Here is a 23,258-nt window from a genome sequence, read left to right as displayed (position 1 = left end):
GCAACCGGTAGCAGCCGGAGCAACGGCAGCGCCGACGACGGCAGCCACGCCCCAACGGCGACGACGAAGGGCCTCTGGCACCGGACCACCGTGACGGTGGACGGGCATGAACCTTCAGGTCACACGCGTACCGACGGCCCCCTGACCGTCCGTGCGCTCGACCTCGCCGACGCCCTGCGCGACCGGCAGGACGCACCCGGCGCGCTCCCCCGCAACTCGCGGATCCGGCAGGGCTCAGGAGGGTCGGCCGGGCAGGGCACCCGTCAGAGCGCCCTCGCGCAGGACCGGCACCCCGTTGACCAGCACAGCCTGGACGCCCGTCGCGAGGGAGCGTGGCTCGGCGTACGTGGCGGTGTCGATGACGGTCGACGGCTCGAAGAGCACGATGTCCGCCCGCCCGCCGACGGTGAGCGTCCCGCGGTCGGTGAACCCGAACCGTCGGGCGGCAGTCGTCGACAGGTGCGCCGCCGCCTCGGGCCAGCCCCAGTCCGCAAGCTCACGCGTGTGCTCGCCGAGGTACCGCGCGAACGTTCCCCAGCCCCGCGGGTGCGGGCTGCGACCGAGGTACAGGCCGTCGGAGCCGGCGCAGTGCACGGGGTGCTGCGCGAGCGCGCGCATGGAGTGCTCGGTGGCTCCCGGCGGGAACCCGAACACACACCCGACCTGCAGCTTCGTCTCGATGAGCAGGTGATGTGCGGCGTCCGTCGGACTCATTGCGAGCTGCGCGGCGACCGCCAGCAGCGGCTGACCTTCGGCCCACTCGAAACCGGGGGCCCACGACAGGGTGACGCGTGGCCACACGTCGTCACGCGGGGGCAGCTGCGCCCGGACCGATGGATCCCGCAGCATCGCCAGCGTCCGGTCGGGGTCGGCGAGAGGCAGCCAGGACGGGAGGGCGACGAGCGCGAGGATCGACGAGCCCTTCAGGTACGGGTACGAGTCGAAGGTGAGGTCGAGACCCGCGGCGAGTGCGTCGTCGACCATCGGACGGAGCACGTCGGCGGGCCCGTGCAAGTGCGAGACGTGCGTGCCGACGCCGGTCGCCCGTGCGAGGTCGAGCAGCTCAGTGAGCGCCGTCGGGGCGTGGTCGTCGTAGCCGCGCATGTGCGAGACGTGCGGCTTCCCGCGCGCCGCGAGCACGGACAGCAGGGCGACGAGCTCGTCGCGGTCCGCGGAGGTCGCCGGAGCGTACTCGAGGCCGGTCGACATCCCCACGCCGCCGTCGTCGAGACCCTGCTCGAGCAGCCGCACCATCGACGCGACCTCGGTAGGGGACGCCGGTCGGTCGTCGGCACCCATGACCGCGAACCGCAGGGTGCCGTGCGGGACCAGGTAGGCCGTGTTGACGGTGGTCCTGCCGTCGTACGTGGCCAGCAGCTCGCGGACAGTGCCGCCGCGGAACGTCGGATGGCTGCCGTTGATCGCCGCGAAGTAGCGCTCGGCGTACTCGGTGGCGCCCGTCCCGGCCGGCGATGGAGCGAACGAGACGCCGTCCTGGCCGAGCAGCACGGTCGTGATCCCCTGGTGCGTCATCGCGGCCTGCGCGTCGGGGTCCAGAGCCAGCGAGTCGACGTGCACGTGCGTGTCGATGAAGCCCGGCATGACGAGCTGCCAGCCCGCGCTGATCACGTCGTCGTCGTCGACCGCCAGGTCCGGACCGATCTCGACGATGCGGTCGCCGAGGACACGGATGTCCGCCCGCACGAGGTCGTCGTGCACACCGTCGGCCAGCAGGCCTCCGCGGACCAGCACCGGTCGCGCCGTCTTGCCGTTCATCGCCGTCCTCACCTCGACTCGGGACGATCATGCCCTGGCATGCACCTCACCGCGGGGAGGCGGCGCTCCGACGCATCGGGATTGACGATGGATCCAGCCGGGGGCAGCGTGGGCGTCATGCCTGGTCCCGACGATTTCGCGAGGGAGTTCGAGGACGCCTTCCAGCAGGCGTACCTGTGCTTCCACCGACGAGACGGCAGGCGCGCGCAGATGTCCGGGGCGTCGCGAGCGGTCCTGCTGCACCTCGCGCACACGGGACCGCTGACCGTCGGGGAGGCCGCGCAGCACCTGGACCGAGCGCAGTCGGTGGTCAGCGACATCATCACGCAGCTCGAGGGGAAGGGGCTGCTCGAACGCGAGGTGGACCCGCAGGACCGCCGGCGGACACTCGTCTGGCTCACCCCGCACGGGTTCGACGCCCTCGACCGCGAACGTCAGGTTCTGTCCACCGAGCTGCTGGCACGCGCGGGAGCGGACCTCACGCAGGAGCAACGTGCCGCCCTCGTCGGCGGACTGAAAGCCCTGATCAGGGCCAACGAGAAGGAGGGGAACCATGAGTGACCACCACTGTGAAAGCTGCGGGATGCCGGTAGAGACGGGGCGCTACTGCGCGTACTGCACCGACGCCGACGGCAACCTGCAGGCGTTCGAGGAGCGGTTCGAGCGGATGGTCGACTGGCAGGCACGGCGCGAGCCGTCCGCGAGCCGGGAACAGCTGGAGGCCGACACGCTCGACCACATGGCGACGCTGCCGGCGTGGCAGGACCACCCACGCGTGATCAGCCGACCGGCAGGTTGACCAGCCAGATCGCACCCACGGCCAACGCAGCCACGCAGACCAGGAAGAGAACGAACACCCACAGGCCTCCGGGCGTGTGGGTGAGGCGTCCGAGAAGCCCGGCGTCGGAGGTGTCGGCCGCACCGCGCCGACGGCGGCGTTGCAACTGCATCTCGATGACGGCACGCGGCGCCCCGAGCAGCAGGAACCACGTGACCAGGTAGGCGAACACGAGCTGCACCTGGGACGAGCCCCAGAACGTCACGGCCACGACGAGCGCACCGGTGACCAGCACCGACCACAGCCCGTACCAGTTGCGGATCTGGACCAGCACGAGCACCAGCACGACGAGCAGCAGCCACAGCAGCGCGACCGCGTAGCCCTGAGACAGCAAGGAGGCCGCACCGAGACCGAGGAGCGCGGGGCCGGTGTAGCCCGCGGCCGCCGTCGCGACCATGCCCGGCCCGCGTGGCTTGCCCGACGACACGGTGAGGCCCGAGGTGTCGGAGTGGACCTTGATCCCGGAGAGCCGTCGGCCGACGAGGACCGCGACGAACGCGTGGAACGCCTCGTGCACGATCGTCAGGCCGTGCCGCGCGACGTGCCAGGCGACCGGGACGAGCAGCAGGACGAGGACGGCAAGGGCCGTGCCGAGGACGACCGTCGTGGACGCAGGAGGCTGCGGCGTGGTGATGTCCGACCACGCGTCGCCGAGCCAGTCGGTCACGGCGCCTCGGCGGGCACGACCACGTCCGTGCCGGTCGCGGTGATGCGCAGGCCGTCGTCCACGACCTCGACGCCCGACAGTGCCAGCCCTTCGGGAAGCCCGGTCTCGACCGGGATCTCGATGTCGTCGAGCTTGCCGCCGATCGACTTCGGCAACGAGTTGACGCTGACGGACGCGCCGCCGATGGACAGCGTCTTCACGTCCACCAGCAGCTTGCCGTCCTGCACGCGCGGCACGAGTCCCGCCGAGAGCGTCACACCGAGCAGCGTGCCGGTGGCCTTGAGCGCGTCACCGTCGACCGTCGTCGTGATGTCGAGGGTGGTCTGGTCGGCGACGATCTTGTCGATCGACGCCGTCGGCAGCGTCGCGGTGATCGTCGCAGTCCCGGCCGTGTACGGCTCACTGGTGGTGACGTCCGTGGCGTCGACCCGGACATCCGTCGCGGCGATGCCTTCGATCGTCACCCCGTCGACCTGCCCGGACACCTCGTCGACGGAGCCTCGGAGCACCTGCGTCAGGAACGGGAAGCCCCCGATGTCCACGTTCGGCGTGCCGACGACGTCGTCGAAGTTCTGCTCGATCGCGTCGCCGGCGCGCTTCTCCACGGTCGACGCCACGACCCGGTCGGCGACGAACGCCCCGCCGACCAGCACCACGACGATCCCGACCACGACTCCCGCGACGACACCGCCCTTGCTCATGCCTGCCGCCCGCGTGTGGTCACGGGTTCACCGTAGGGGTTGCGCCCGCCGCGGGCACTCCCCGTCCTCCGTCGATCTACTCGCAGCCGATCCCGTCGCGGTCGCGGTCGAGCTTCGTCGAGTACCCGGGGTCGCCGATGTGCACCGGTGCAGCTCCGGCAGCCCGGGCAGCGTCGCAGTTCGCGTAAGAGACGCCGGCGGGCGCGGGCGCCTCGGCCGGAGGAGCCGGGGCCGGCTGGACGGGTGCGGGAGCGGGCGCGGGGGCAGGCGGCGCGACCGGCGCCGGTGCGGGCACCACGGCCGGAGGGGCGACGACGGGCGCCGGTGGGATCGTCGACCCGGTCGGCAACGGCTCGTTCGGGCACGTCGAGAGCACCCGGACGATCGCGTCGCGCTCGGCCTGGGTGACCCACAGCTGGTAGGTGTACTTCACGCCGACCTGCCGGGCGACGTAGCTGCAGCGGAACGACTTGTTGGGCGGCAGCCAGGTCGCGGCGTCGCCGTCGCCCTTCTGCATGTTGAGCGGCCCGTCGGCGGCGAGCAGGTTCAGCGGGTCGTTGGCGAACGCCTCCCGACGGGTCCCGTCCCAGGCCTGGGCGCCCTTCTGCCACGAGTCCGACAGGGCCACGACGTGGTCGATCTGCACGGCGGACGAGGTGTCCTGGCCGCGGACGAAGCTGATCGCCCGACCGGAGTACGGGTCCTGCAGGGTGCCCGACGCGACGACGCAGTCCTGCGTGTTCGGCTTGACGACGATCGCGGACAGGTCACGACGCAGGATGTCGTTGCGGGTGTCGCAGCCGTTGCGGTCCACGTCCTTCCACGCCGGTCCGTAGAGGTCGCGGTCATAGCCCGTCTTCGGCGCTCGGCCCTTGACGTCCAGCAGCAGCGCCGCGGCCAGAGCCGTGCGCGGGGTCGCCGAGGCTTCGACCGAGGCGATGTCGGCGTCAGGAGCAGCCTCGGGCGCAGGCAGTGCAGCCGCCTGCTCCTCGATCGAGGGAGCTGACGCCGTCGGCTCCGGCATCGCGCTCGTCGCCGGGGTGGGAGACCCGCTCGCGCCGGCGGTGGCGGCGTCGGGCTCAGGGGGCGTGGCGGACGCACCGCCGACGAGGAGGCCGACGAACCCGCAGGCGAGCAGGATCACGGCACCCCGACGCCGCATCGGTCCGAGCCACGACCGCTTGCGCACGAGAGTCCACAACGCGGTGACGCCGAGGTACAACGAGGCGCCGAGAACCGCGCCGCCCCAACCGGTGGTGAAGCCGCTCAAGGTCACGATGCCGAACCCGACCGCGCCGGCGACGCGCCACGGACCCCAACCAGCGCGGGCGGGGGCGTCAGAATCGAATCGCGTCACACGAAACCATCGGCATCCACGTGCTCCCCCGTGACCTCGACTGACGGACGTCACACTTCGTCCGCGGAGTGGACACCCCGGGAAGATGCGCGCGGTCCTCGATCGTTGCAGCCCTCATGCCCCGGATTCCCGCGACGCGCGTGAGCGTCGGCTTCGTCCTCCTGCTGTCCGCGCTGACCGCCGTGGGCCCGCTGACGTTCGACACGTACCTCGCCGCGTTTCCCGAGATCGCCGCGGACCTGCACGCGCCCGCCGCGGCCGTGCAGCTGACCATCGCCGCCTCGCTGGCCGGTCTGGCGGTCGGGCAGCTGACGATCGGGTCGATCTCCGACGCCTTCGGTCGGCGCCGTCCACTCCTGGCCGGCCTCACCCTCTACGTCGTCGTGTCGGTCGCACTGGCGATGGTCACCAACATCACCGTGTTCACCGGGCTGCGGTTCGTCCAGGGGTTCAGCGCGGCGGCCGGCATGGTCTTGTCGATGGCGATCGTGCGTGACCGGTACGAGGGGCTCGCCGTCTCGAAGGTCATGGCTCGCCTGATGCTCGTGGTCGGCGTCGCCCCGATCCTTGCCCCGACCATCGGCGCCCAGCTCCTGCGGTTCGGCTCATGGCGGCTGATCTTCGTGTTCCTGGCGGTCGTCGGCCTGACCCTGCTCGTCATCTCGACGTTCGCGCTCAAGGAGACGCTGCCGCAGGACCTCCGGCGGACCGGCGGCACGCTCGGCGCGCTGCGGACCTACCGCGACCTGCTGACCGACCTGCCGTTCCTCGGTCTCGCACTCATGTCCGCGTTCTACCTCGGCGCCATGTTCACCTACGTCGCGTCGTCGACGTTCGTGTTCCAGGACGGCTACGGGATGACCGCACAGCAGTTCGGCTGGGTCTTCGCCGCTGGTGCCGTCGCGATCACCGCCGGCTCGCAGGTCAACGGCGCCCTGGTCGGTCGGTTCACACCGGAGCAGGTGCTGAGTGGCACCGTGCTGGTCGGCCTGGTCCTCTCGATGTCACTCTTCGCGACGACGCTCGCCGACGGACCCCTCTGGCTGGTCGTCACCCTGCTCGTGCTCACGCTCGGGACCGCGGGCTTCGTCCTGCCGTCCGCGCCGGCCATCGCCCTGGCGAACAACCCGCACCGCGCCGGTTCCGCAGCAGCTCTCCTCGGCGCCCTCCAGTTCGGGCTGGGCGCCCTCATCGCCCCGCTGACCAGCATCGGCGGCACCCCGACCGCCGAGTCGATGGCCGGCGTCATGGCGGGCACGATCCTCGTCTCGTCGCTCCTGCTGCTCGCGGTCCGCCGCTCCTGGCGGCGGGTTCCGGCGACCACCTCCGTGGAGGTCGACGACACCATCGTCGACACCCGTGTCCCCGTCTCCGTCACGGCATCTGCGCACGGGTCCGCCGAGCACGATTCGCACCTCTCCGAGTCGCGAACGTCGAGGCTCGGCGGCCCCTCCGCCGCAGGGGCGGCCGAGGTGCGGGCCGACGAGAGCGATCCGGTGCCCTGCCCCGGGTGAGACGCCGCTCTCGGGCGACGGATTATGTGGCGCAGATCACAGGTGGCGACATAACCTGGCGTGAAGCGCGCGATGAAGGACGCTCCATGACTCTCGTCCTCTTTGTCTTCCTCTTCTTCGTCCCGGCACTCGTCTTCCGGCTCGCTTGGAGCCTGGTCGCGACGGCCGACGACACTCCGCGGTGGCGGCGGGCGCTGGCCGGTGCCCTGGAGCACCTGGCACGGCACCTCCGACGCGAGCGTCCCCCCGTGTACGACCCGTTCACGACCCTGCAGCTGCAGGCGCGTCTGGGCAAGGTCGCCGACCACATCTGCGAGCTCGAAGACGACCCGCACACGTTCGCGCGCGCCGAGCGCCTCATCGCTTCTCAGCTCGCCTACGACCAGCTCCTGGCCGAAGCCTGCAAGCTCGCCGGAGTCGAGGTCGAGCCCCACCCGAAGGGGGACGGCGCCGAACGCTTCCGCGAAGAGGTCGAGCTCGCCTCCCGCGGCTGGGCCTGGTAGCACCCGCCCAGCTGCCGGGGCCTGGTAGGCCGCGGCCAGCTGCAGGGGCCTGGTAGCCCGGCGGCGCAGCTGCTGACGCCCGGTAGCGCGAGGCTGGGCCTGCGCCCGCTCGCGCGCGGCGCGGCCTGTGCCCGGAGTCCGCGGTGCGCAGTGCGCAGTGCGCGGCTCAGCCTGCTCGGACGGTCAGCGTGCTCGGCCCTTCGGCTGTCGGGCGGATCTCGATGCGGTCGGCGATCGACTGCTTGAGCGCCTCGACGTGGGACACCACGCCGACCACCCGCCCGCCGGCGCGGAGACGCCCGAGCTCCGCGAGCACCTGGTCGAGCGTGTGGGCGTCGAGCGACCCGAACCCCTCGTCGACGAACAACGTGCCGAGATCGATCCCGCCCGCCTCGGCCGTGACCACGTCCGCCATGCCGAGGGCGAGACAGAGCGACACGTAGAAGGTCTCCCCGCCGGACAGCTGACGGGGATCCTGCGGACGCCCGGTGCGATGGTCGAGGACACGCATCGCGAGCCCGGTGTTCCGGGCGCGGACGTCCTCCTTCTCGTCGCTGCGCTCCAGCTCGAAGCGCCCGTCCGACACGAGGAGCAGCCTGTCGTTGGCCGCCGCGACGACGTCCTCGAACCGGCGCATCAGCACGAACGTCGCCAGCGAGAGGCTCCGCGCGTTGTCGCTGCCGCCGCCTGCGGCGACGTCGGCCAACCGCGACACGGGCCCGGCCTGCTCGATCCGCTCCGCCAGCACCCGAGCCGCCGCGACGACGTCCGCTCCTGCCGACTCGGCAGCCTCCGCCCGCTCGGTCGCCACCCGCGCGGCACCGCGGGCCTCCGCGGCGAGCCCCTGGGCAGCCGCCTCTGCGGACGATGCCCCGTCGACGTCGACGACGACGTCCTGCGGCAGTCCGGCGATCGCCGGTTCGGCCAGACCGGCGCTGACGCGGTCGAGCTCGGTGGCGTACGCGCTGACGAGCACCTCAAGCTCGCAGAGCTCGGCCGCCTCGACCAGCGCGTGCCGTGCATCCGTCGCGGACTCGAAGCCGTTCTCGGCCAGCCCGTCAGCCAGCTCGACCTGCCGGCGACGCGCCTCGTCGCGAGCGGTCGCCCGCTCGCCGAGGGCCTCGAGCACAGCGTCGGCCGCGGCGGCGCGCTCCAGCAGCTCCGAGTGCCGAGCGGCGACCGTCGGGTGCCCGTCGCGGGCGGTCACGACGTCCGCCTCCGCCGTGTCGAGGTCGTGCAGGGTGACGTCGAGGGTCGCGGTCTCCCCGGACTGCTGCGCCACGGCGGCGGCGCGCCGTGACTCGCGGGCACGGGTCTCCTCGTCGAACCCGTCGAGCGCGGGTACCAACCGCGCGACCTCGGCCTCGGCGGCGACCGCCTCGTCCAGGGCGGCGCGCGCCTCGACGAGCGCCGCCGCAGCTCCGGCCGGATCCACCTCTCCGACGCGGGTCCGCAGCCCGCCGACACGTTCCGTGAGTGCGCCGACCTCGGATCCCGCAGCCACGAGGACGGCCTCCGCTCGGGCACGTTCGCCCTCGGCCTGGTCGACCTGCGCCGCAGACACGTGACCGGCACCGAGCACGGCCTTGGCGGGGTGCTCTGCCGAACCGCAGACCGGGCAGGGGTCGCCCTCGTCCAGACCTGCGGCGATCTCCCCGGCGAGGCCTTCGATCCGCGCCCGGCGCAGGGCGCTCTCACGCTCGTGCGCCGCGGTCGCGGCGCTGGCGGCGACCGACCGCGCCCCGAGCGCAGCCGTGAGCGCGGCCTCCGACGCCGCCAGCTCCGTGTGTGCCGTCACCAGGGCAGCAGCGCCGGTCACCGCTGCCGACCGCCCGCCTCGCGATCCGGCCAGAGCCCGGGCGGCCTCCAGGGCTGCGGTCATCGCGTCCCGAAGGGCGGGTCGAGCCGCCAACCAGGCGTCATCGAGGGCGATCGCCGCAGCCAGGTCGTCGAGCGCCGCGCGTGCATCCCGCACCGCCCGCCGGCGCTTCTCGAGCCCTGCCTCCACGTCGACGAGCCGCTGCAGCGTCGCGGCCTGCGAGGCGGCGGCCCGGCCCGCGGCGCGCACGTGCGCCCGCAGCGACCCGTCAGAGGCGCCGGCAATGCCGGGCGGGGCCCCGTCCAGTGCCGCGAGGACCGCCTTCTCGGCGGCGTCGAGGGCGGTCAGAGCCCGGTCGACCCCGACGAGCAGCGGCCGGACGGCCTGGGCGGACCGCGCTCGGCCCAGGCGCGTGACCGCCTCGGCGTTGAGGTCCGCCGACGCCTCGAGCTCGGCGCGACGCACGCGAAGTCGCTCTCGCGACGACACCAGCTCGGCGACCCGTCGGGCGTCCTCGAGCAACCGCCGCGTCTCCAGCCACGACGCCTCGGCCTCGCCGGCCAGGGTTCGGGCCGAGCCGGCGAGCGCGTCGAGGGCGGACGTCGTCGACGACACGACGTCGCGCACCGAGTCCACGAGGGTCCCCGACGCGATCGCCTCCTCGATCGAGGACCTCACCGCCAGGCCGTCCTCGGGCGTCAACCGCGCCGCGCCGACCAGCTGCGCGGCCCCGGAACGCAGTGCGACCCGAGCCTCGTCGGTCCCGCGGTCGCTCTGGCGACGCATCTCGGCGAGCCGCTTCTGCAGCCGCTCGTACACCTCGGTCCCGAAGATCTTCTGCAACAGGTCCTTGCGGTCCTCGGGCTTGGCGCGCAGGAAGTGCGCGAACTCGCCCTGCGGCAGCACGATCGTCTGCACGAACTGCGTCCGGTCCAGGCCGACGACCCGCTGGAGCTCCGCGCCGATCTCGTCCAGACGGTTCCCGAGGGACACCCCGACACCGTCCAGCGCCGCCAGGTCAGCGTCCGCAGGGAGCCGCCACGCCTTGACCGACGCCTGTGCGGGCGTGGTCCCCGACCCGCGGCGCTTGGCACGCTGGTACGCGGGTGTCCTCCGCACGCGGTACAGCCCGGACGGGACCTCGAACACGAGGTCGACCACGCTCTCCACGTCGTCGGCGGCGTACGCCGAGCGCAGGCGGTCGTCGCTGGCCTCTGCGGACGCGACCTTGCCGTAGAGCGCGAACACGATCGCGTCGATCACGGTCGACTTGCCGGAGCCCGTGGGCCCTTCGAGCAGGAACAGCCCGCCCTGGGCGAGCGCGCCGAAGTCGATGGTGTGCCGCCCCGCGAACGGGCCGATCGCCTGCAGCGTCAGGGAGCGCAGGTGCATCAGGCGCTCTTCTCGACGTCGACGTCGGCCACGTCCTCGTACGCCTGGCGCAGCACGGCCAGTTCGGCAGGAGTCGGACCGCGCCCGGTGACGTGCGTGAGGAAGTCGGCGGCGACGTCGAGCGGGTCGTGCGCGGCGGTGACCACGGACGGGCGCGGACGGCCGGGCGCGACCGCAGGGACGTGCTGGACCACGAGCGCGTGCGGGAAGCGTGCGCGGACGCGGTGGAACAGGTCCTGCGGGCGGTGCGCGTCCGTGACCGTGACCCGGACCCAGTCGTCGGCGTGGCGCTCGTCCGCCAGCAGCTGGTCGAGCGTCCCCGTCACGTCCGCGAGCCGGCGGGGCACGGGCGCGGCGATCAGGGACGTCGACACCGCCGACCCCGACAGGTCCACCAGCACCGTCGACTTGGCATGGTGCTGCTCCGAGAAGGAGAACGCGAGGGGCGACCCGCTGTACCGCAGGACGGTCCCCTCCGGGCCGTTCACCTGCTGCGGACCGTGCAGGTGCCCGAGCGCGACATAGTCCGCGCCGGCGAACACTCCCGCGGGTACGTGGTCCACGCCGCCGACGCGGATGTCCCGCTCGGACTCGGTGGGCTCCCCGCCCATCACGAACGCGTGCGCGGCGACCACGACGCGGGCCGGGCCACGGGAGGCGGCGTCCGTCCGGATCCTGTGCATCGCCGCTGCCGTCACGGCCTCGTGCGACCGCGTCAGCAGCGCGTCGGGCGACTCGGCGAGCTCCACGCGCGCGAAGTCGGGGTCGAGGTAGGGGATCCCGTAGACGAGCACGCTCTGCGAGGAAGGCCCGGAGAGCGCGACGGGCGACGCGAGCCCCGCCACCCGGGTGCGCAGCCGCACGTTGTCCTTCATCAGCGCCGCGCCGAAGCCGAGGCGCGTGGCCGAGTCGTGGTTGCCGGAGGTGACGATCACCGTGGTGTGCTCGGCGAGCCGCGCGAGCGTCTCCGACAGGAGCGTCACAGCCTCGACCGGCGGGATCGCCCGGTCGTACACGTCCCCGGCGACGACCACCGCGTCCACCGACTCCGAGCGCACGACGTCGACCAGGTGCGCCAGGTACGCCGCCTGGTGGTCGAGGAGATCGACCCCGTGCAGCGTCCGGCCCAGGTGCCAGTCCGACGTGTGCAACAACCGCATGCGGCGAACGTAAACCAGCCCACCGACACTCCCGCCGACCCCGCGCCGGGGACGCTCAAACGGGCAGCTCGCCGCCCAGGCCGATCATCTCGAGGACATCCGTGAGCACCCGGTGCGGGTCCCGGAGCGACACGGCGATCCCTGCCTCGGACGCCGCCCTGGACAGCTGGAGCACGAACGCGAGCCCGCTGGAGTCGATGAACGTGGCCAGCGTCGTGTCGATGATCATGGGCGAGCCGGTGACCAGGGCCTGCGCCATCGAGGCGCTCGCCTCGTCGCGAAGCGCGACGTCGATCTCGCCCACCAGGACGATCACCGAGCTGCAGCCCTCGGCCTCGACCCGGATCCTGCCCGCCGCCGCGGAGTGCTCGATCAGCTCCATTGCCCACCTTGTTCGTCGACCCAGTGCCGCTATCTCTGCAACGGCCGTACGCCGCGCGAGGTTCCCCGGCGCGGCGTTAGCCTCGCACGATGGCCACCACGACGCTTCCCGACAGCCACGCCGACCTCCTGGAGCGACCGACGTTCGCGCACCTCGCAACCGTTGCCCCGGACGGGTCCCCGCACAGCAGCGTCATGTGGTTCGTCTGGGACGGCGAGGTCCTGCGGTTCACGCACACGACCACCCGCCAGAAGTTCAAGAACATCGCCCACGAGCCGCGCGTCGCGATCTCGATCGCCGACCCCGACAACCCGTACCGCACGCTGGAGGTCCGCGGGGTCGTCGAGAAGACCGAGCCGGACGACGAGGTGGCGAGCTTCTACCAGTCGCTGCAGCGGCGGTACGGCGAGAGCTACGAGATCACGGACGCCCACAAGCGCGTGATCCTCACGGTCCGCCCGACGACGTACGTCACTAAATAGAGGTCAGCGCACGCGCTTGGCCGGCTCGACGTAGATGTCGCGGGTGTAGTCGTCGAAGGATGTCGGCGGGAAGATCTCGACGAAGCCGACCTCACCGTCGCTCTCCGACCAGGCGATGCCCTTCTTCGCGACGACGTGCAGCTGGGCCTGCTTGCCCTGACGCGATCGCAGGGCCTTGCCGGCCGACCCGACGGCGTCGACGAGCGCCGCGCTGGTCAGACCGGCGGGCAGGGCCGCACGACCGACGTAGACGAGCACCAGGGCGTCGCCGCGGGCGATGATCCGGGTGCCGTCGGGCGCGTCGATCGCGTCGACGTCCTCGAGACCCTGGTAGCCGGTGATTCCTTCGCGCTGACCGGGATCGACGTCCAGGGCTGCCGCGACCGAGGTCAGATCTGCGCCGCGCAGGTCCAGCAGCTCGTCGAGGGACTTCACTTGGCGGCTCCGACCAGTTGCTTGTCGCCGCTCGGCGCGGGCTCGGTGCCCTTGCCGGACGCTGCGGTCTCGATGGCCTCGGCCTTGGCCTTGGGCGTCCACCCTGCCACGACGGCCGCGACGAACGCCTCGCGCTTGGGGCAGTCAGCCTTGAGCTTCGGACGGTTGACGAAGAACACCGCCACGGACTCGCACAGGTCCTCCGCCGCCGTCGACTTGCCGTAGCCGGTCGGCGGCGCCTCGGCGCCCTTCTTCCCGCTCGGCGTGTCCTCGTCGAGCCAGTAGCTCATCTTCGAGACCCAGCGCTTGAGCTGCCTCGGCTGGATCAGCGCGTGGGCCATCTCGTGGATCGCGATGGCCTCGAGCGTCGTCGCGTTGTCGGCCTTGGCGCTGCCCGCCCGCGCGAACTCGTTCACGACGTCGTCGGTGGCGGAGTCGAAGAGGCCGACGTTCTTCTTCTTCCTGAAGGTCTCGGCCTGCGTGTCCGGGTCCAGCTTCCCGTCGTCGATCGACGTGTTCACCTTGCCGACCGTCGTCAGGCCCTGAGCCCGGCCGGCCTGCGACGACTTTTCGCGCTCCGCGCCCAGGATCGGGCCGTAGTGCACGGCGGCGTCACGGATGGCCCGCAGCTCCTTGACCTGCCAGACCGATTCCTTGACCTTGTTGCGAACCCGCTTGCTCGCCTCGCCCTTGTACTCGCGGTCGATCGCGGCGACCGTCGTCGCGGACGAGAGGTCGATGCCGTAGGTGTCGAGAAGCTCGTCGACGAGGGCGCGTGCCTCGGCCTCCTCCTCGTCGGTCGCGACCTCCACCTTGTCCGCGGCAGCCTTCCCGAGCATCACGATCTTCCGTCGCAGCACGGCGCTCCCGCCAGCGGGTGCGGCTTGGCGCCGCAGCGGCTCGAGACCTCCGACCCGCGCTTCTGCCACCGCCGGGCGCGCGGACAGACCGGAGGCGTGCTGCCTGAGCCGCTCCAAGGCCGAGTCGGCGATGGCGTCGGCGTCCGCCTCGGCTGGGTCTGCCGCGAGCCCGATGACCGGGCCGGACACGGAGGCGGACCGCTGGACTCCGGACTGCTGCTGGGTGACGTGCGCGAGCTCGTGGGCCAGGAGCCGCTGACCACCCGCGGTGGCAGGGGAGTAGGCGCCCTGCGTGAAGTAGACGTCGTTCCCGTGCGTGAAGGCCGTGGCCTGCATCGAGCGCGAGATCCGGTCCGCCTCCGGGTCGTCGTGGATCCGCACCGCGCTGAGGTCGGCACCCATCGCCTCACCGAACTGTCCCGCGACGGAGTCCGGCAGCGGCGAACCTGCTCCCGAGAGGCGTGACAACGCCGACGCCGTCTCCGGCGCCGCCACGGTGCCGCCCAGGACGTCGGCCTCGTCGACCGACCGCCGAACCGGGCCGGTCAGTCCGGACAGTCCCCACGCGCCGGCTCCTGCGCCGGTCACGGCACGCGCGGCCGGCGCAACGACGGCCTCCTCGGGCTGCCGTGGTTTCTCTGCGAGCCTGTGGCGGGCCGTCACGACCGTCGCCCCACCGACGACATGCGCAACGACGGCCTCACGAGTCCCCCCGACCGACGCACAGCGATTCTCGCAGGGGGAGAACGGTCATAGGCGTCGAAAGCGATCATCCTCGGTGGCTGACGTGCGGGGCAAGCAATGTCATCCGGTCGGCGCTGCTCCGGATCGGTCGGCGTCACTCCGGTTCGGTCACGTCCGCGACGGTCGCGTTGAGCACCTGCGCGAGCTCGGCGCCGTCCACGTTCGCCGCGACACCGTGCGCTCCACCGCCGATCGACACCGTGCGCAGCGGCACACGCGAGTCCGCGACGACCGGCCACTCGACGAGCGACCCGAACGGCGTGATGGTGCCGCGCACGTAGCCGGTCACCTCGCGGGCGGTGTCCGCGTCGGGCATCGACAGCCGGGTCACGCCGAGCAGCGCGCGCAGCTTGGGCCAGGAGATCGTGCGATCGCCGGGCACGAGCACGAACAGGAAGTCGTCGTCCCCACGACGCACGACGATCGTCTTGACGATCCCGGCCGGGTCGATGCCACGCGCCGCCGCCGCCTCCTGCAGCGACGACACCGGACCGTGCCTGGTGATCTCGAACGTGATCTCGGAGGCTTCCAGGGCGGCCAGCGCCCGGCGTTCGCCCTCGCTCGCGGCCGTCTCGCTCATGCGGGCCACTGTAGGACCGGCGCTGCTCGTCCGGATGACCGGTGTGGAAAGCCGGCACGCGCCCCGGCGCTGTGCACGGTAGGTTCCGCGGCGCCCTGAGCAATCAGCGCGCACCGCTTCCGGTGCACCTGGGAGGATGGGACGTCGTGAGCACGCCGTCCCCCGCCCCTGCTGGCCCGTCCGGGTCCGGGCGTCGGCGACCCCCGAGACGGCGGGGCGGCTCGCGCGCACCGCAGCGGCCCGACGACGGCCGCGCCGCCGCTCGCCGAGCGCGTGCAGCCGACGTCCGCAGGGCGGTCGTCGTCCCGCCGATCACGTTCCCGGAGCAGCTGCCCGTCAGCGCTCGTCGCGACGAGATCGCCGCGGCCATCCGAGACCACCAGGTGGTGGTCATCGCGGGCGAGACCGGGTCGGGCAAGACGACGCAGATCCCGAAGATCGCACTGTCGCTCGGCCGTGGGCGCGACGGCCAGATCGGCCACACGCAGCCGCGGCGGATCGCGGCGCGCAGCGTGGCGGAGCGGATCAACGAGGAGATCGCGGGCGACGCACCCCTCGGGGGCATCGTCGGGTACCAGGTGCGGTTCACGGACACGTCGTCCGAGGAGACGCTGGTCAAGGTGATGACCGACGGCATCCTGCTGGCGCAGATCCAGCGCGACCCCATGCTGCGGGCCTACGACACGCTCATCATCGACGAGGCGCACGAGCGCTCGCTGAACATCGACTTCATCCTCGGGTACCTGACGCGCCTGCTGCCGCAGCGGCCCGACCTCAAGGTCGTCATCACCTCGGCGACGATCGACTCGGACCGGTTCGCGCGGCACTTCGCGCAGGGTGGCGTCCCCGCTCCCGTCGTCGAGGTCACCGGGCGCACGTTCCCCGTCGAGATCCGGTACCGGCCGCTGGTCGCCGAGGCCGTCGAGGGGCAGCGCAAGAAGGCGGACGACCGCGACCCGATGACGGCCATCGCCGAGGCGGTCGACGAGCTGATGCTGGAGGGGCCCGGCGACATCCTCGTGTTCCTGTCGGGCGAGCGGGAGATCCGGGACGCCGAGGACGCGCTGCGGTCCTCCCTGGGCACCCGGGTCACGGATCCGCGAAGCCCGAACGCCGTCGAGCTCCTCCCGCTCTACAGCCGGCTGTCCGCCGCCGAGCAGCACCGCGTGTTCGAGCGGCACCAGAGTCGGCGCGTCGTCCTGTCCACCAACGTCGCAGAGACCTCGTTGACCGTGCCGGGGATCCGGTACGTCGTCGACCCGGGCACCGCGCGGATCAGCAGGTTCTCCAAGGCCACGAAGGTGCAGCGGCTCCCGATCGAGCCGATCTCGCAGGCGTCGGCGAACCAGCGGTCGGGCCGTTGTGGTCGCGTGGCCGACGGCATCGCGATCCGCCTCTACAGCCAGGACGACTTCGACGCGCGTCCCGAGTACACCGAACCGGAGATCCTGCGGACCAGCCTCGCGTCGGTGATCCTGCAGATGATCGCCGTCGGCGTGGCGGCGACCCCGGAGGAGATCGGCGACTTCCCGTTCGTCGACCCACCCGACACGCGTGCGGTGCGGGACGGCGTCCAGCTGCTGACGGAGCTCGGGGCGCTCGACGGAGCGACTCTCACCCCGACGGGCCGCGCGCTCGCGCAGCTCCCCATGGACCCGCGGCTCGCGCGGATGATCGTCGAGGGCGGTCGTCGCGGCGTCGCCCGCGAGGTGATGATCATCGCCGCCGCGCTGTCCATCCAGGACCCCCGCGAGCGCCCGGCCGAGGAGCGCGAGAAGGCGGACCTGTCGCACAGCCGGTTCGCCGACCCGACGAGCGACCTGCTCACGTATCTGAACCTCTGGCAGTACCTCAAGGACCAGCAGCGGGACCTGTCCGGGTCCGCGTTCCGGCGGCAGGTGCGTTCGGAGTACCTCAACTACCTGCGCATCCGCGAGTGGCAGGACGTCGTCACGCAGCTTCGTGAGCTGGCCAAGCCGCTGGGGATCGTCGTCAATGCCGCTGGTCAGCCCATGGAGGAGGACGGCCTCAAGCTGACCTGGGACGGCGACCGCATCCACGTCGCCATCCTGGCCGGCCTGCTCAGCCAGATCGGGATGCAGGAGGCGACGGAGGTCGCGGCTCCCTCGAAGAACCAGGGCCGGGGCCAGAAGAACCGCCCGCGCAACGAGTACCTCGGCGCCCGGGGTGCGAGGTTCGCGATCTTCCCGGGCTCGGGCCTCGCGCGGAAGCCTCCCGCGTGGATCATGGCCGCGGAGCTCGTCGAGACGAGCCGGCTGTGGGGTCGCGACGTCGCGCGCATCCAGCCGGAGTGGGCCGAGGAGGTCGGCTCGCACCTGGTGAAGCGCACATACTCCGAACCGGCGTGGTCGACCAAGCAGGGTGCCGCCACGGCGTTCGAGCGGGTCCTGCTGTACGGCGTCCCGATCGTCACCAACCGGCGCGTGCTCTACGCGCGCGTGGATCCCGAGCACGCCCGTGAGCTGTTCGTCCGGCACGCGCTCGTCCAGGGCGAGTGGACCACCCACCACCAGTTCTTCCACGAGAACCGGCGCCTGCTCGCCGAGGCGGAGGGTCTGGAAGCCCGGGCCCGACGACGGGACCTCGTGGTCGACGACGACACGCTCTACGCGTTCTACGACGAGCGCATCCCGTCCGACGTCGTCTCCGCCCGGCACTTCGACCAGTGGTGGAAGACGGCGCGTCGCGACGACCCCGACCTCCTGTCCTTCACCCGAGAGCTGCTCGTCGGAGAAGCCGGGGCGATCGACGAGTCCGCGTTCCCGTCGCGCTGGCCGCAGGGCGACCTGCGGCTGCCGTTGACCTACCAGTTCGAGCCGGGCACCGAGGCCGACGGGGTCACCGTGCACATCCCCCTGACCACCCTCGCGCGCCTGACCTCCGACGGGTTCGGCTGGATGGTGCCCGGGTTGCGTGAGGAGCTGGTCACCGCCACCATCCGCTCGCTGCCCAAGCCGGTGCGCGTCCAGCTGGTCCCGGCGCCTGATGTCGCGAGGTCCGTGGTCGCCTGGATGGCCGAGAACACCGCCGACTGGGAGGACACCGTCCGCGCGGGGGACGCCGCGCCGTCGTTCCGGGAGGTGTTCCGACGAGCGGTGAAGGCGCTGCGTGACGTCGACGTCCCCGACGACGCGTTCGACGACGACCGCCTGCCCGCGCACCTGCGCATGACGTTCCGCGTGGTCGGCGACCGCGGGGGAGTGGTCGACGAGGGCAAGGACCTGCTGGTCCTGCAGCGCCGGCTGGCCCAGCAGACGCAGTCCGCCGTCGACGACGCCGTGCGCACGGCCGTCCGGGCCGCCATGGAAGAGGCGCGCGCTTCAGGGAAGGCACCGGTCCCGACCCCGACGACCGTCGCGGGAACGCCGGCTCGCGTCGCAGCGGCCGCGCCCGCCTCCGTCGCGAAACCGCTCGTCTCCCTCGACCGCACCGGCCTGCGCACCTGGCCCGCCGACCTGCCGGAGCTGCCCGACGTCCTCGAGGCGGGCACGGTGCGCGCGTACCCGACGCTGGTCGAGGAGAAGGGCGGCACGGTCGCGGTCCGGTCGCTGGCCGACGAGTCGCAGCGCCCCGCCGCCGCACACCGCGGGCTGCGGCGGCTCCTGCTGCTCGACGTCGGCCTGGCCACCGCGCGCATCACGAGCCGCTGGAACGGAACGCAGGCGCTGACGCTCGCGTCCAGCCCGTACACCACGACGGACGCTCTGGTCACCGACGTGCAGCTCGCCGCGATCGACCGACTGATCGGCCCACGACCCGAGGTCCGAGACGCCGGCAGCTACGGCGCCCTGCGCTCGAAGGTCCGCGACGGCCTCGAGGACACGGTGCACGCCATCGTCGGCGACCTCGTCTCGGTGCTCACCGCCGAGCGCGAGCTCGACGCGGAGATCCGCGGTCGGTCCAGCCTCGCGCTCCTCGCCACTGCGCAGGACATCCGTGCGCAGGCCCGACGGCTCGTGCACGACGGGTTCGTCAGCGAGGTGGGCGCGGACCGGCTCCCGCACCTCACCCGCTACCTGCGGGCGGCCCGGCACCGGCTGCTCAAGGCCGCCGAGAACCCGCAGCGCGACGCCGACCTGGCCTGGCAGGTGCAGGACGTCGAGGCCGACTACGACGACGCGGTCGAGAAGGGCCTGCCCGTGGACGACGTCCGCTGGCAGCTGGAGGAGCTGCGCGTGAGCCTGTTCGCCCAGCAGCTGGGCACTCCGGCACCCGTTTCGACGACCCGCATCAAGAAGGCCCTCGCGGCCGGGGCCTGATCCCACCGCCACCACACCCCCACAAGAATCAGAGGATCCGCCGGGCCTTCGTCGGCGGATCCTCTGAATCGTCGCCGCCTGCGCCGCTCGACCGGGCTGTCGGGTACGCGCGCCGTTCAGCGGGACCGGCGGAACAGCAGCCCGGCCGCGACGCGACCGACCAGGAAGATCCCGACGCACCAGAGCACGGCCGCCTGCCACGCGTCCCCGACCGGCTGCCCGAGCAGCAACCCGCGCAGCGTGTCGGACAGCGGCGTGATCGGGTTGTACGTCGCGATGTTCTGCAGGACCGACGGCATGGACTCCGGCGGCACGAACGCCGAGGACACGTACGGGACGAACAGGATGAGGAACGTGAAGCCGCTGGCCGCCTCGGGCCCGGAGGCGACGACGCCGATGGTCACGGCGATCCAGGTGAGCGCGAGCACGAAGAGCGCGATCAGTCCGAGCGCGGCCGCCCAGTCGAGCGCCGACGCGCTCGGGTTGAACCCGACGACGAACGCGATCCCGATGACGAGGGCCGTCGAGACGGCGTTGCGCACCATGGAGGCCACGACGTGCCCCGTGAGCACCCCCGTCGCGCGGATGGGCAGGGAGCGGAAGCGGTCGATGATCCCGCCGGTCATGTCCGTGGCGACATCGACCGCGGTGTTCGCCGATCCGTACCCGGCGGTCAGCAAGATGATGCCGGGCACGACGAAGTCGACGTAGTCCATGCCGGCGTCGAGCGCGCCGCCGAACACGTAGACGAACATCAGCAGCAGCATCACGGGCAGCAGGACGGCGAGCAGGATCGTGTCGACCTGGCGAACGGAACGGCGGACGGAGCGCCAGATGAGCGACGCGGTGTCGTGCACTCCCCAGCCGAGGGCGGGGGTCGTCGTGGTGGTCATCGGGACTCCTGGAGGACGAGTTCGTCGGCGGGCTCGGTCGGTCGCCCGGTGAGCGTCAGGAAGACGTCGTCGAGCGTGGGGGAGAGGACCTCCCAGGCGTCGACGTCGACGCCTCGGCGCTCGACGTCGGCGAGGATCCGGCGGACGTCCGGCACGGACCCGTCGGTGGCGATCCGCTCACGCGCTCCGTCGCGGAGCACCAGCGACACGTGCGCCGACCCGACGGCCCGCTTGAGCTCCGTCGCGGTGCCGTCGGCGATCATCCGGCCGTGGTCGAGGACGGCGATCCGGTCGGCGAGCTGATCGGCCTCCTCGAGGTACTGCGTGGTCAGCAGCACGGTCGTCCCCGTCGCGACGACCTCGCGGATGACGTCCCACAGACCGTTGCGGCTGCGCGGGTCGAGCCCTGTCGTGGGCTCGTCGAGGAACACGACCTGCGGGCGGGCCAGCAGACCGACGGCCAGGTCGAGCCGCCGACGCATGCCGCCGGAGTAGGTCTTCACCACGCGGTGGCCCGCGTCGGCGAGGTCGAAGAGCTCGAGCAGATCGTCGCTCCGGGTGCGGACCTCGCGCCTGCCGAGGTGTGCCAGGCGGGCCATGAGCCGCAGGTTCTCGACGCCGGTCAGCAGCTCGTCGACCGCCGCGAACTGCCCGGTCAGGCTGATCGCGGCACGGACGTCGGCCGCCTGGCTGACGACGTCCTTGCCGGCGACGTGCGCTGTCCCGGCGTCCGGCTTCAGGAGCGTGGCCAGGATGCGGACGATCGTGGTCTTGCCGGCTCCGTTCGACCCGAGGAGCGCGAGCACCTCCCCGTGTCCGACGTCCAGGTCGACGTCGTCAAGGACGGTGAGGTCGCCGTAGGACTTGCGCAGACCCCGTGCGACGACGATGGGTGCGGTCATCACAGTTCCTCTCGTTTGTGTATGCCGTAAACTGTGTGTGTACTTCATACACACTTGTAGGATCGGCGGTCAAGGAGGTGTCGTGGACGACGTCGAGGGAACGCAGGACGCGGGGGCGGCTGCTCGTGAGGCGGAAGAGGCCCGCCGGGAGGCCGAGGCGCTTCGTCGCGACCGGGAGAAGGCCGAGCGCGCCGAGGCCAAGGAGGCGGAGCGTGCCCGCCGCGACCACGAGAAGGCGGAGCGCGACGCGGCCAGGGCAGCGGAGCGCAGGCAGCGTGACGCCGACAGGCGCGTCCGGGACCGGGAGAAGGCGGAGCGCGAGGATCGGGAGCGCCGCGAGCGGGAGGCGCGCGACGCGGCGCGGGAGGCCGCCACCAGGCTCCGGGAGGCCGAGCGGGCTGAGCGCACCGCGTCGCTCGCGCAGCAACGAGCAGCTCGGGACGCGGAGAAGGCCCGTCGACAGGCGGTCCGGGTCGCGGCGTCGACGGCCCCCGCCTCAGGTGATGCTCCGCCGCCGGCCGACCTGCCACCCGGCATCGCCGTGCTCTGGCGCGCGCCGGCGGTCGGCCGGCCCGGTCCCCGTCCGGGGCTGTCGCTGGAGCAGATCGCCGACGCCGGCATCGCCCTGGCCGACGCCGAGGGTCTGGACGGGGTCTCGATGTCCCGCCTGGCCGAGTCGCTGGGGTTCACGACGATGTCGCTCTACCGGTACGTCTCCTCCAAGGACGAGGTCCTGAGCCTCATGTCCGACCGAGCCGCGGGACGACCGCCGGCCACCGGACCCGAGCTCGGCGGTTGGCGGGAGCGCCTCGAGTTCCTGCTCTCGGTCCAGCAGCCGGTCCTGCGCGCGCACCCGTGGCTCGCCCGCACGACGACCATGCTGCACGCGATCGGACCCGGACGGCTGGCGTGGATGGAGGGCATGCTCGCCGCGCTGGAGGACACCCCGCTGACCGAGCTCCAGAAGACGGGGGCCATCGGAGTGCTCGCCACGCACGCCCTCGACCAGCTGCGGGTCAGCGAACAGCTCACGACGCAGGCGCGCGCGGCTGCGGTCGGCTCCTCGGACGGCGACGCGCCGGACCTCGGCACCCTCATCGGCCTGCTCACGACGTCGGCGACGCACCCCGCGCTGGTGCGCGCCGCCGACGCCGGGGCGTTCAGCTGGGACTCGGTCGACCAGGGCACCCTCGACTTCGGAACCCAGTTGATCCTCGACGGCATCGCGCAGCTGATCGCGGCGACGGCGGCCAGCCGACCCCAGCCCCAGACCACGTCGAGCGCCCCGGGGATGACTGCCGACGTGTCGGATCCAGCGGTCACACTCGGGGCATGACGATCATCGACACCCCGCCCGACCCAGCCCCGCCCGCCTCTGTGCCGGCTGTCCCTGTGGCGACCGGCACGGACGGCCGGTGCTTCGGCGACGGCAACCCCCTCTACGAGCAGTACCACGACGAGGAGTGGGGGCGCCCGGTGCACGACGAGCGCGTGCTCTTCGAGCGCATCGCTCTGGAGGGCTTCCAGTCCGGGCTCGCGTGGATCACGGTGCTGCGCAAGCGCCCCGCGTTCCGGACCGCCTTCGCGGACTTCGACCCGGAGGTCGTGGCCGAGTTCGGCGACGCCGACGTGGCCCGCCTGATGGCCGACGCCGGGATCGTCCGCAACCTCGCCAAGATCGAGGCCACCATCGCGAACGGCCGCGCGCTGCGGTCGCTGCACGCGGGGGGCGGCTCCCTGGACGACGTCCTGTGGTCACACCGCCCCGACCGCACGGGTTGGGTACGGCCGGCGAGCTGGAGCGACGTCCCGTCGATGACGCCGGAGTCCAAGGCGCTCGCCAAGGAGCTCAAGTCGCTGGGCTTCCGGTTCGTCGGACCCACGACGGCGTACGCGGCGATGCAGGCCTGCGGGGTCGTGGACGACCATCTCGCCACCTGCCCGACCGCTCGTCGCGCATAGTCATCGCGTCT

20 protein-coding genes are annotated in these 23,258 nt (G+C 72.2%); 8 read left to right on the top strand and 12 right to left on the bottom strand.

Annotation, left to right across the window (positions count from 1 at the left end; translation table 11 throughout):
- Positions 1–234 precede the first annotated feature (234 nt).
- Positions 235–1,776 (bottom strand): amidohydrolase family protein, encoded by a 1,542-nt coding sequence (locus I847_RS0120445; protein WP_034611388.1) that lies wholly within the window; start codon positions 1,774–1,776, stop codon positions 235–237.
- A 117-nt stretch (positions 1,777–1,893) separates the two neighbouring features.
- On the opposite strand from I847_RS0120445, the gene I847_RS26000 reads away from it, so the two are divergent.
- Complete coding sequence (locus I847_RS26000) at positions 1,894–2,337, top strand: MarR family winged helix-turn-helix transcriptional regulator (protein WP_231384317.1); 444 nt, start codon at positions 1,894–1,896, stop codon at positions 2,335–2,337.
- The gene (locus I847_RS0120435; protein ID WP_255346404.1) at positions 2,330–2,575 is read left to right on the top strand and encodes a zinc ribbon domain-containing protein; all 246 of its coding nucleotides are present in this window, start codon (positions 2,330–2,332) and stop codon (positions 2,573–2,575) included. The genes I847_RS26000 and I847_RS0120435 overlap by 8 nt, the downstream gene beginning before the upstream one ends.
- On the opposite strand, the gene I847_RS0120430 is transcribed toward I847_RS0120435, so the two are convergent.
- The 3 genes from I847_RS0120430 to I847_RS0120420 form a co-directional block, all read right to left on the bottom strand.
- A complete protein-coding gene (locus I847_RS0120430) occupies positions 2,556–3,281 on the bottom strand; it encodes a M50 family metallopeptidase (protein ID WP_028051188.1) in 726 nt (241 codons plus the stop codon). The genes I847_RS0120435 and I847_RS0120430 overlap by 20 nt on opposite strands.
- Positions 3,278–3,982, bottom strand: a complete 705-nt coding sequence (locus I847_RS0120425; protein WP_028051187.1) for a DUF2993 domain-containing protein — start codon at positions 3,980–3,982, stop codon at positions 3,278–3,280. Before I847_RS0120425 ends, I847_RS0120430 begins: the two co-directional genes overlap by 4 nt.
- 76 nt (positions 3,983–4,058) lie before the next feature.
- Positions 4,059–5,339, bottom strand: coding sequence for a DUF1524 domain-containing protein (locus I847_RS0120420; protein WP_231384311.1), 1,281 nt, complete (start codon positions 5,337–5,339; stop codon positions 4,059–4,061).
- A 116-nt stretch (positions 5,340–5,455) separates the two neighbouring features.
- On the opposite strand from I847_RS0120420, the gene I847_RS25100 reads away from it, so the two are divergent.
- A complete protein-coding gene (locus I847_RS25100; RefSeq protein ID WP_081681194.1) occupies positions 5,456–6,853 on the top strand; it encodes a multidrug effflux MFS transporter in 1,398 nt (465 codons plus the stop codon).
- A gap of 86 nt (positions 6,854–6,939) precedes the next feature.
- The gene (locus I847_RS0120410) at positions 6,940–7,356 is read left to right on the top strand and encodes a hypothetical protein (RefSeq protein WP_028051185.1); all 417 of its coding nucleotides are present in this window, start codon (positions 6,940–6,942) and stop codon (positions 7,354–7,356) included.
- A gap of 166 nt (positions 7,357–7,522) precedes the next feature.
- Here the strand turns inward: I847_RS0120410 and I847_RS0120405 are convergent, their stop codons facing one another.
- From I847_RS0120405 to I847_RS0120395, 3 genes are read right to left on the bottom strand one after another with little or no spacing between them, the layout of a single operon-like run.
- Complete coding sequence (locus I847_RS0120405; protein WP_028051184.1) at positions 7,523–10,567, bottom strand: AAA family ATPase; 3,045 nt, start codon at positions 10,565–10,567, stop codon at positions 7,523–7,525.
- Entirely contained in the window at positions 10,567–11,727 is a 1,161-nt protein-coding gene (locus tag I847_RS0120400) for an exonuclease SbcCD subunit D (RefSeq protein ID WP_028051183.1), read from the bottom strand. Before I847_RS0120400 ends, I847_RS0120405 begins: the two co-directional genes overlap by 1 nt.
- Positions 11,728–11,782: 55 nt before the next feature.
- Positions 11,783–12,109, bottom strand: coding sequence for an STAS domain-containing protein (locus I847_RS0120395; protein ID WP_028051182.1), 327 nt, complete (start codon positions 12,107–12,109; stop codon positions 11,783–11,785).
- Positions 12,110–12,198: 89 nt separating this feature from the next.
- On the opposite strand from I847_RS0120395, the gene I847_RS0120390 reads away from it, so the two are divergent.
- The gene (locus tag I847_RS0120390; protein ID WP_028051181.1) at positions 12,199–12,591 is read left to right on the top strand and encodes a PPOX class F420-dependent oxidoreductase; all 393 of its coding nucleotides are present in this window, start codon (positions 12,199–12,201) and stop codon (positions 12,589–12,591) included.
- A 3-nt stretch (positions 12,592–12,594) separates the two neighbouring features.
- Here I847_RS0120390 and I847_RS0120385 read toward each other — a convergent pair whose 3' ends face one another.
- From I847_RS0120385 to I847_RS0120375, 3 genes are all read right to left on the bottom strand, one after another.
- On the bottom strand, positions 12,595–13,026 hold the full coding sequence (locus I847_RS0120385) for a hypothetical protein (RefSeq protein WP_028051180.1): 432 nt from the start codon (positions 13,024–13,026) through the stop codon (positions 12,595–12,597).
- Positions 13,023–14,474, bottom strand: coding sequence for a DUF4157 domain-containing protein (locus tag I847_RS27255; RefSeq protein ID WP_051275125.1), 1,452 nt, complete (start codon positions 14,472–14,474; stop codon positions 13,023–13,025). The genes I847_RS0120385 and I847_RS27255 overlap by 4 nt, the downstream gene beginning before the upstream one ends.
- A 250-nt stretch (positions 14,475–14,724) precedes the next feature.
- A complete protein-coding gene (locus I847_RS0120375) occupies positions 14,725–15,210 on the bottom strand; it encodes an aminoacyl-tRNA deacylase (RefSeq protein WP_028051179.1) in 486 nt (161 codons plus the stop codon).
- Positions 15,211–15,356: 146 nt separating this feature from the next.
- Here I847_RS0120375 and hrpA point away from each other — a divergent pair, with 146 nt between their 5' ends.
- Positions 15,357–19,490 (top strand): ATP-dependent RNA helicase HrpA, encoded by a 4,134-nt coding sequence (gene hrpA / locus I847_RS0120370; RefSeq protein WP_028051178.1) that lies wholly within the window; start codon positions 15,357–15,359, stop codon positions 19,488–19,490.
- Between the two features lie 116 nt (positions 19,491–19,606).
- Here hrpA and I847_RS0120365 read toward each other — a convergent pair whose 3' ends face one another.
- Both I847_RS0120365 and I847_RS25090 read right to left on the bottom strand, forming a co-directional pair.
- Positions 19,607–20,383, bottom strand: coding sequence for an ABC transporter permease (locus I847_RS0120365; RefSeq protein ID WP_028051177.1), 777 nt, complete (start codon positions 20,381–20,383; stop codon positions 19,607–19,609).
- Complete coding sequence (locus tag I847_RS25090; RefSeq protein ID WP_034611384.1) at positions 20,380–21,285, bottom strand: daunorubicin resistance protein DrrA family ABC transporter ATP-binding protein; 906 nt, start codon at positions 21,283–21,285, stop codon at positions 20,380–20,382. The genes I847_RS0120365 and I847_RS25090 overlap by 4 nt, the downstream gene beginning before the upstream one ends.
- 82 nt (positions 21,286–21,367) lie before the next feature.
- On the opposite strand from I847_RS25090, the gene I847_RS25990 reads away from it, so the two are divergent.
- Both I847_RS25990 and I847_RS0120350 read left to right on the top strand, forming a co-directional pair.
- A complete protein-coding gene (locus I847_RS25990; protein WP_051275124.1) occupies positions 21,368–22,621 on the top strand; it encodes a TetR/AcrR family transcriptional regulator in 1,254 nt (417 codons plus the stop codon).
- Positions 22,618–23,247 carry a DNA-3-methyladenine glycosylase I gene (locus I847_RS0120350; RefSeq protein WP_081681193.1) on the top strand — a complete coding sequence of 210 codons (630 nt, stop codon included), beginning with the start codon at positions 22,618–22,620 and terminating at the stop codon, positions 23,245–23,247. The genes I847_RS25990 and I847_RS0120350 overlap by 4 nt, the downstream gene beginning before the upstream one ends.
- The last annotated feature ends 11 nt before the right edge of the window (positions 23,248–23,258 follow it).

Origin of the sequence: Cellulomonas sp. URHD0024 (assembly GCF_000426185.1) — a bacterium.
In the GTDB taxonomy this organism is placed as follows: domain Bacteria; phylum Actinomycetota; class Actinomycetes; order Actinomycetales; family Cellulomonadaceae; genus Cellulomonas.
Note: the sequence above shows the minus strand (reverse complement) of the source record. Positions and strands in the feature narration are given on the sequence as shown.

What these genes read in the sequence shown, in the direction of transcription:
- I847_RS0120445 (WP_034611388.1), bottom strand. Translation starts at nt 1,776, where the DNA reads ATGAACGGCAAGACGGCGCGACCGGTGCTGGTCCGCGGAGGCCTGCTG.
- I847_RS26000 (WP_231384317.1), top strand. Translation starts at nt 1,894, where the DNA reads ATGCCTGGTCCCGACGATTTCGCGAGGGAGTTCGAGGACGCCTTCCAG.
- I847_RS0120435 (WP_255346404.1), top strand. Translation starts at nt 2,330, where the DNA reads ATGAGTGACCACCACTGTGAAAGCTGCGGGATGCCGGTAGAGACGGGG.
- I847_RS0120425 (WP_028051187.1), bottom strand. Translation starts at nt 3,982, where the DNA reads ATGAGCAAGGGCGGTGTCGTCGCGGGAGTCGTGGTCGGGATCGTCGTG.
- I847_RS25100 (WP_081681194.1), top strand. Translation starts at nt 5,456, where the DNA reads ATGCCCCGGATTCCCGCGACGCGCGTGAGCGTCGGCTTCGTCCTCCTG.
- I847_RS0120410 (WP_028051185.1), top strand. Translation starts at nt 6,940, where the DNA reads ATGACTCTCGTCCTCTTTGTCTTCCTCTTCTTCGTCCCGGCACTCGTC.
- I847_RS0120405 (WP_028051184.1), bottom strand. Translation starts at nt 10,567, where the DNA reads ATGCACCTGCGCTCCCTGACGCTGCAGGCGATCGGCCCGTTCGCGGGG.
- I847_RS0120400 (WP_028051183.1), bottom strand. Translation starts at nt 11,727, where the DNA reads ATGCGGTTGTTGCACACGTCGGACTGGCACCTGGGCCGGACGCTGCAC.
- I847_RS0120395 (WP_028051182.1), bottom strand. Translation starts at nt 12,109, where the DNA reads ATGGAGCTGATCGAGCACTCCGCGGCGGCGGGCAGGATCCGGGTCGAG.
- I847_RS0120390 (WP_028051181.1), top strand. Translation starts at nt 12,199, where the DNA reads ATGGCCACCACGACGCTTCCCGACAGCCACGCCGACCTCCTGGAGCGA.
- I847_RS0120375 (WP_028051179.1), bottom strand. Translation starts at nt 15,210, where the DNA reads ATGAGCGAGACGGCCGCGAGCGAGGGCGAACGCCGGGCGCTGGCCGCC.
- I847_RS0120365 (WP_028051177.1), bottom strand. Translation starts at nt 20,383, where the DNA reads ATGACCACCACGACGACCCCCGCCCTCGGCTGGGGAGTGCACGACACC.
- I847_RS25090 (WP_034611384.1), bottom strand. Translation starts at nt 21,285, where the DNA reads ATGACCGCACCCATCGTCGTCGCACGGGGTCTGCGCAAGTCCTACGGC.
- I847_RS0120350 (WP_081681193.1), top strand. Translation starts at nt 22,618, where the DNA reads ATGACGATCATCGACACCCCGCCCGACCCAGCCCCGCCCGCCTCTGTG.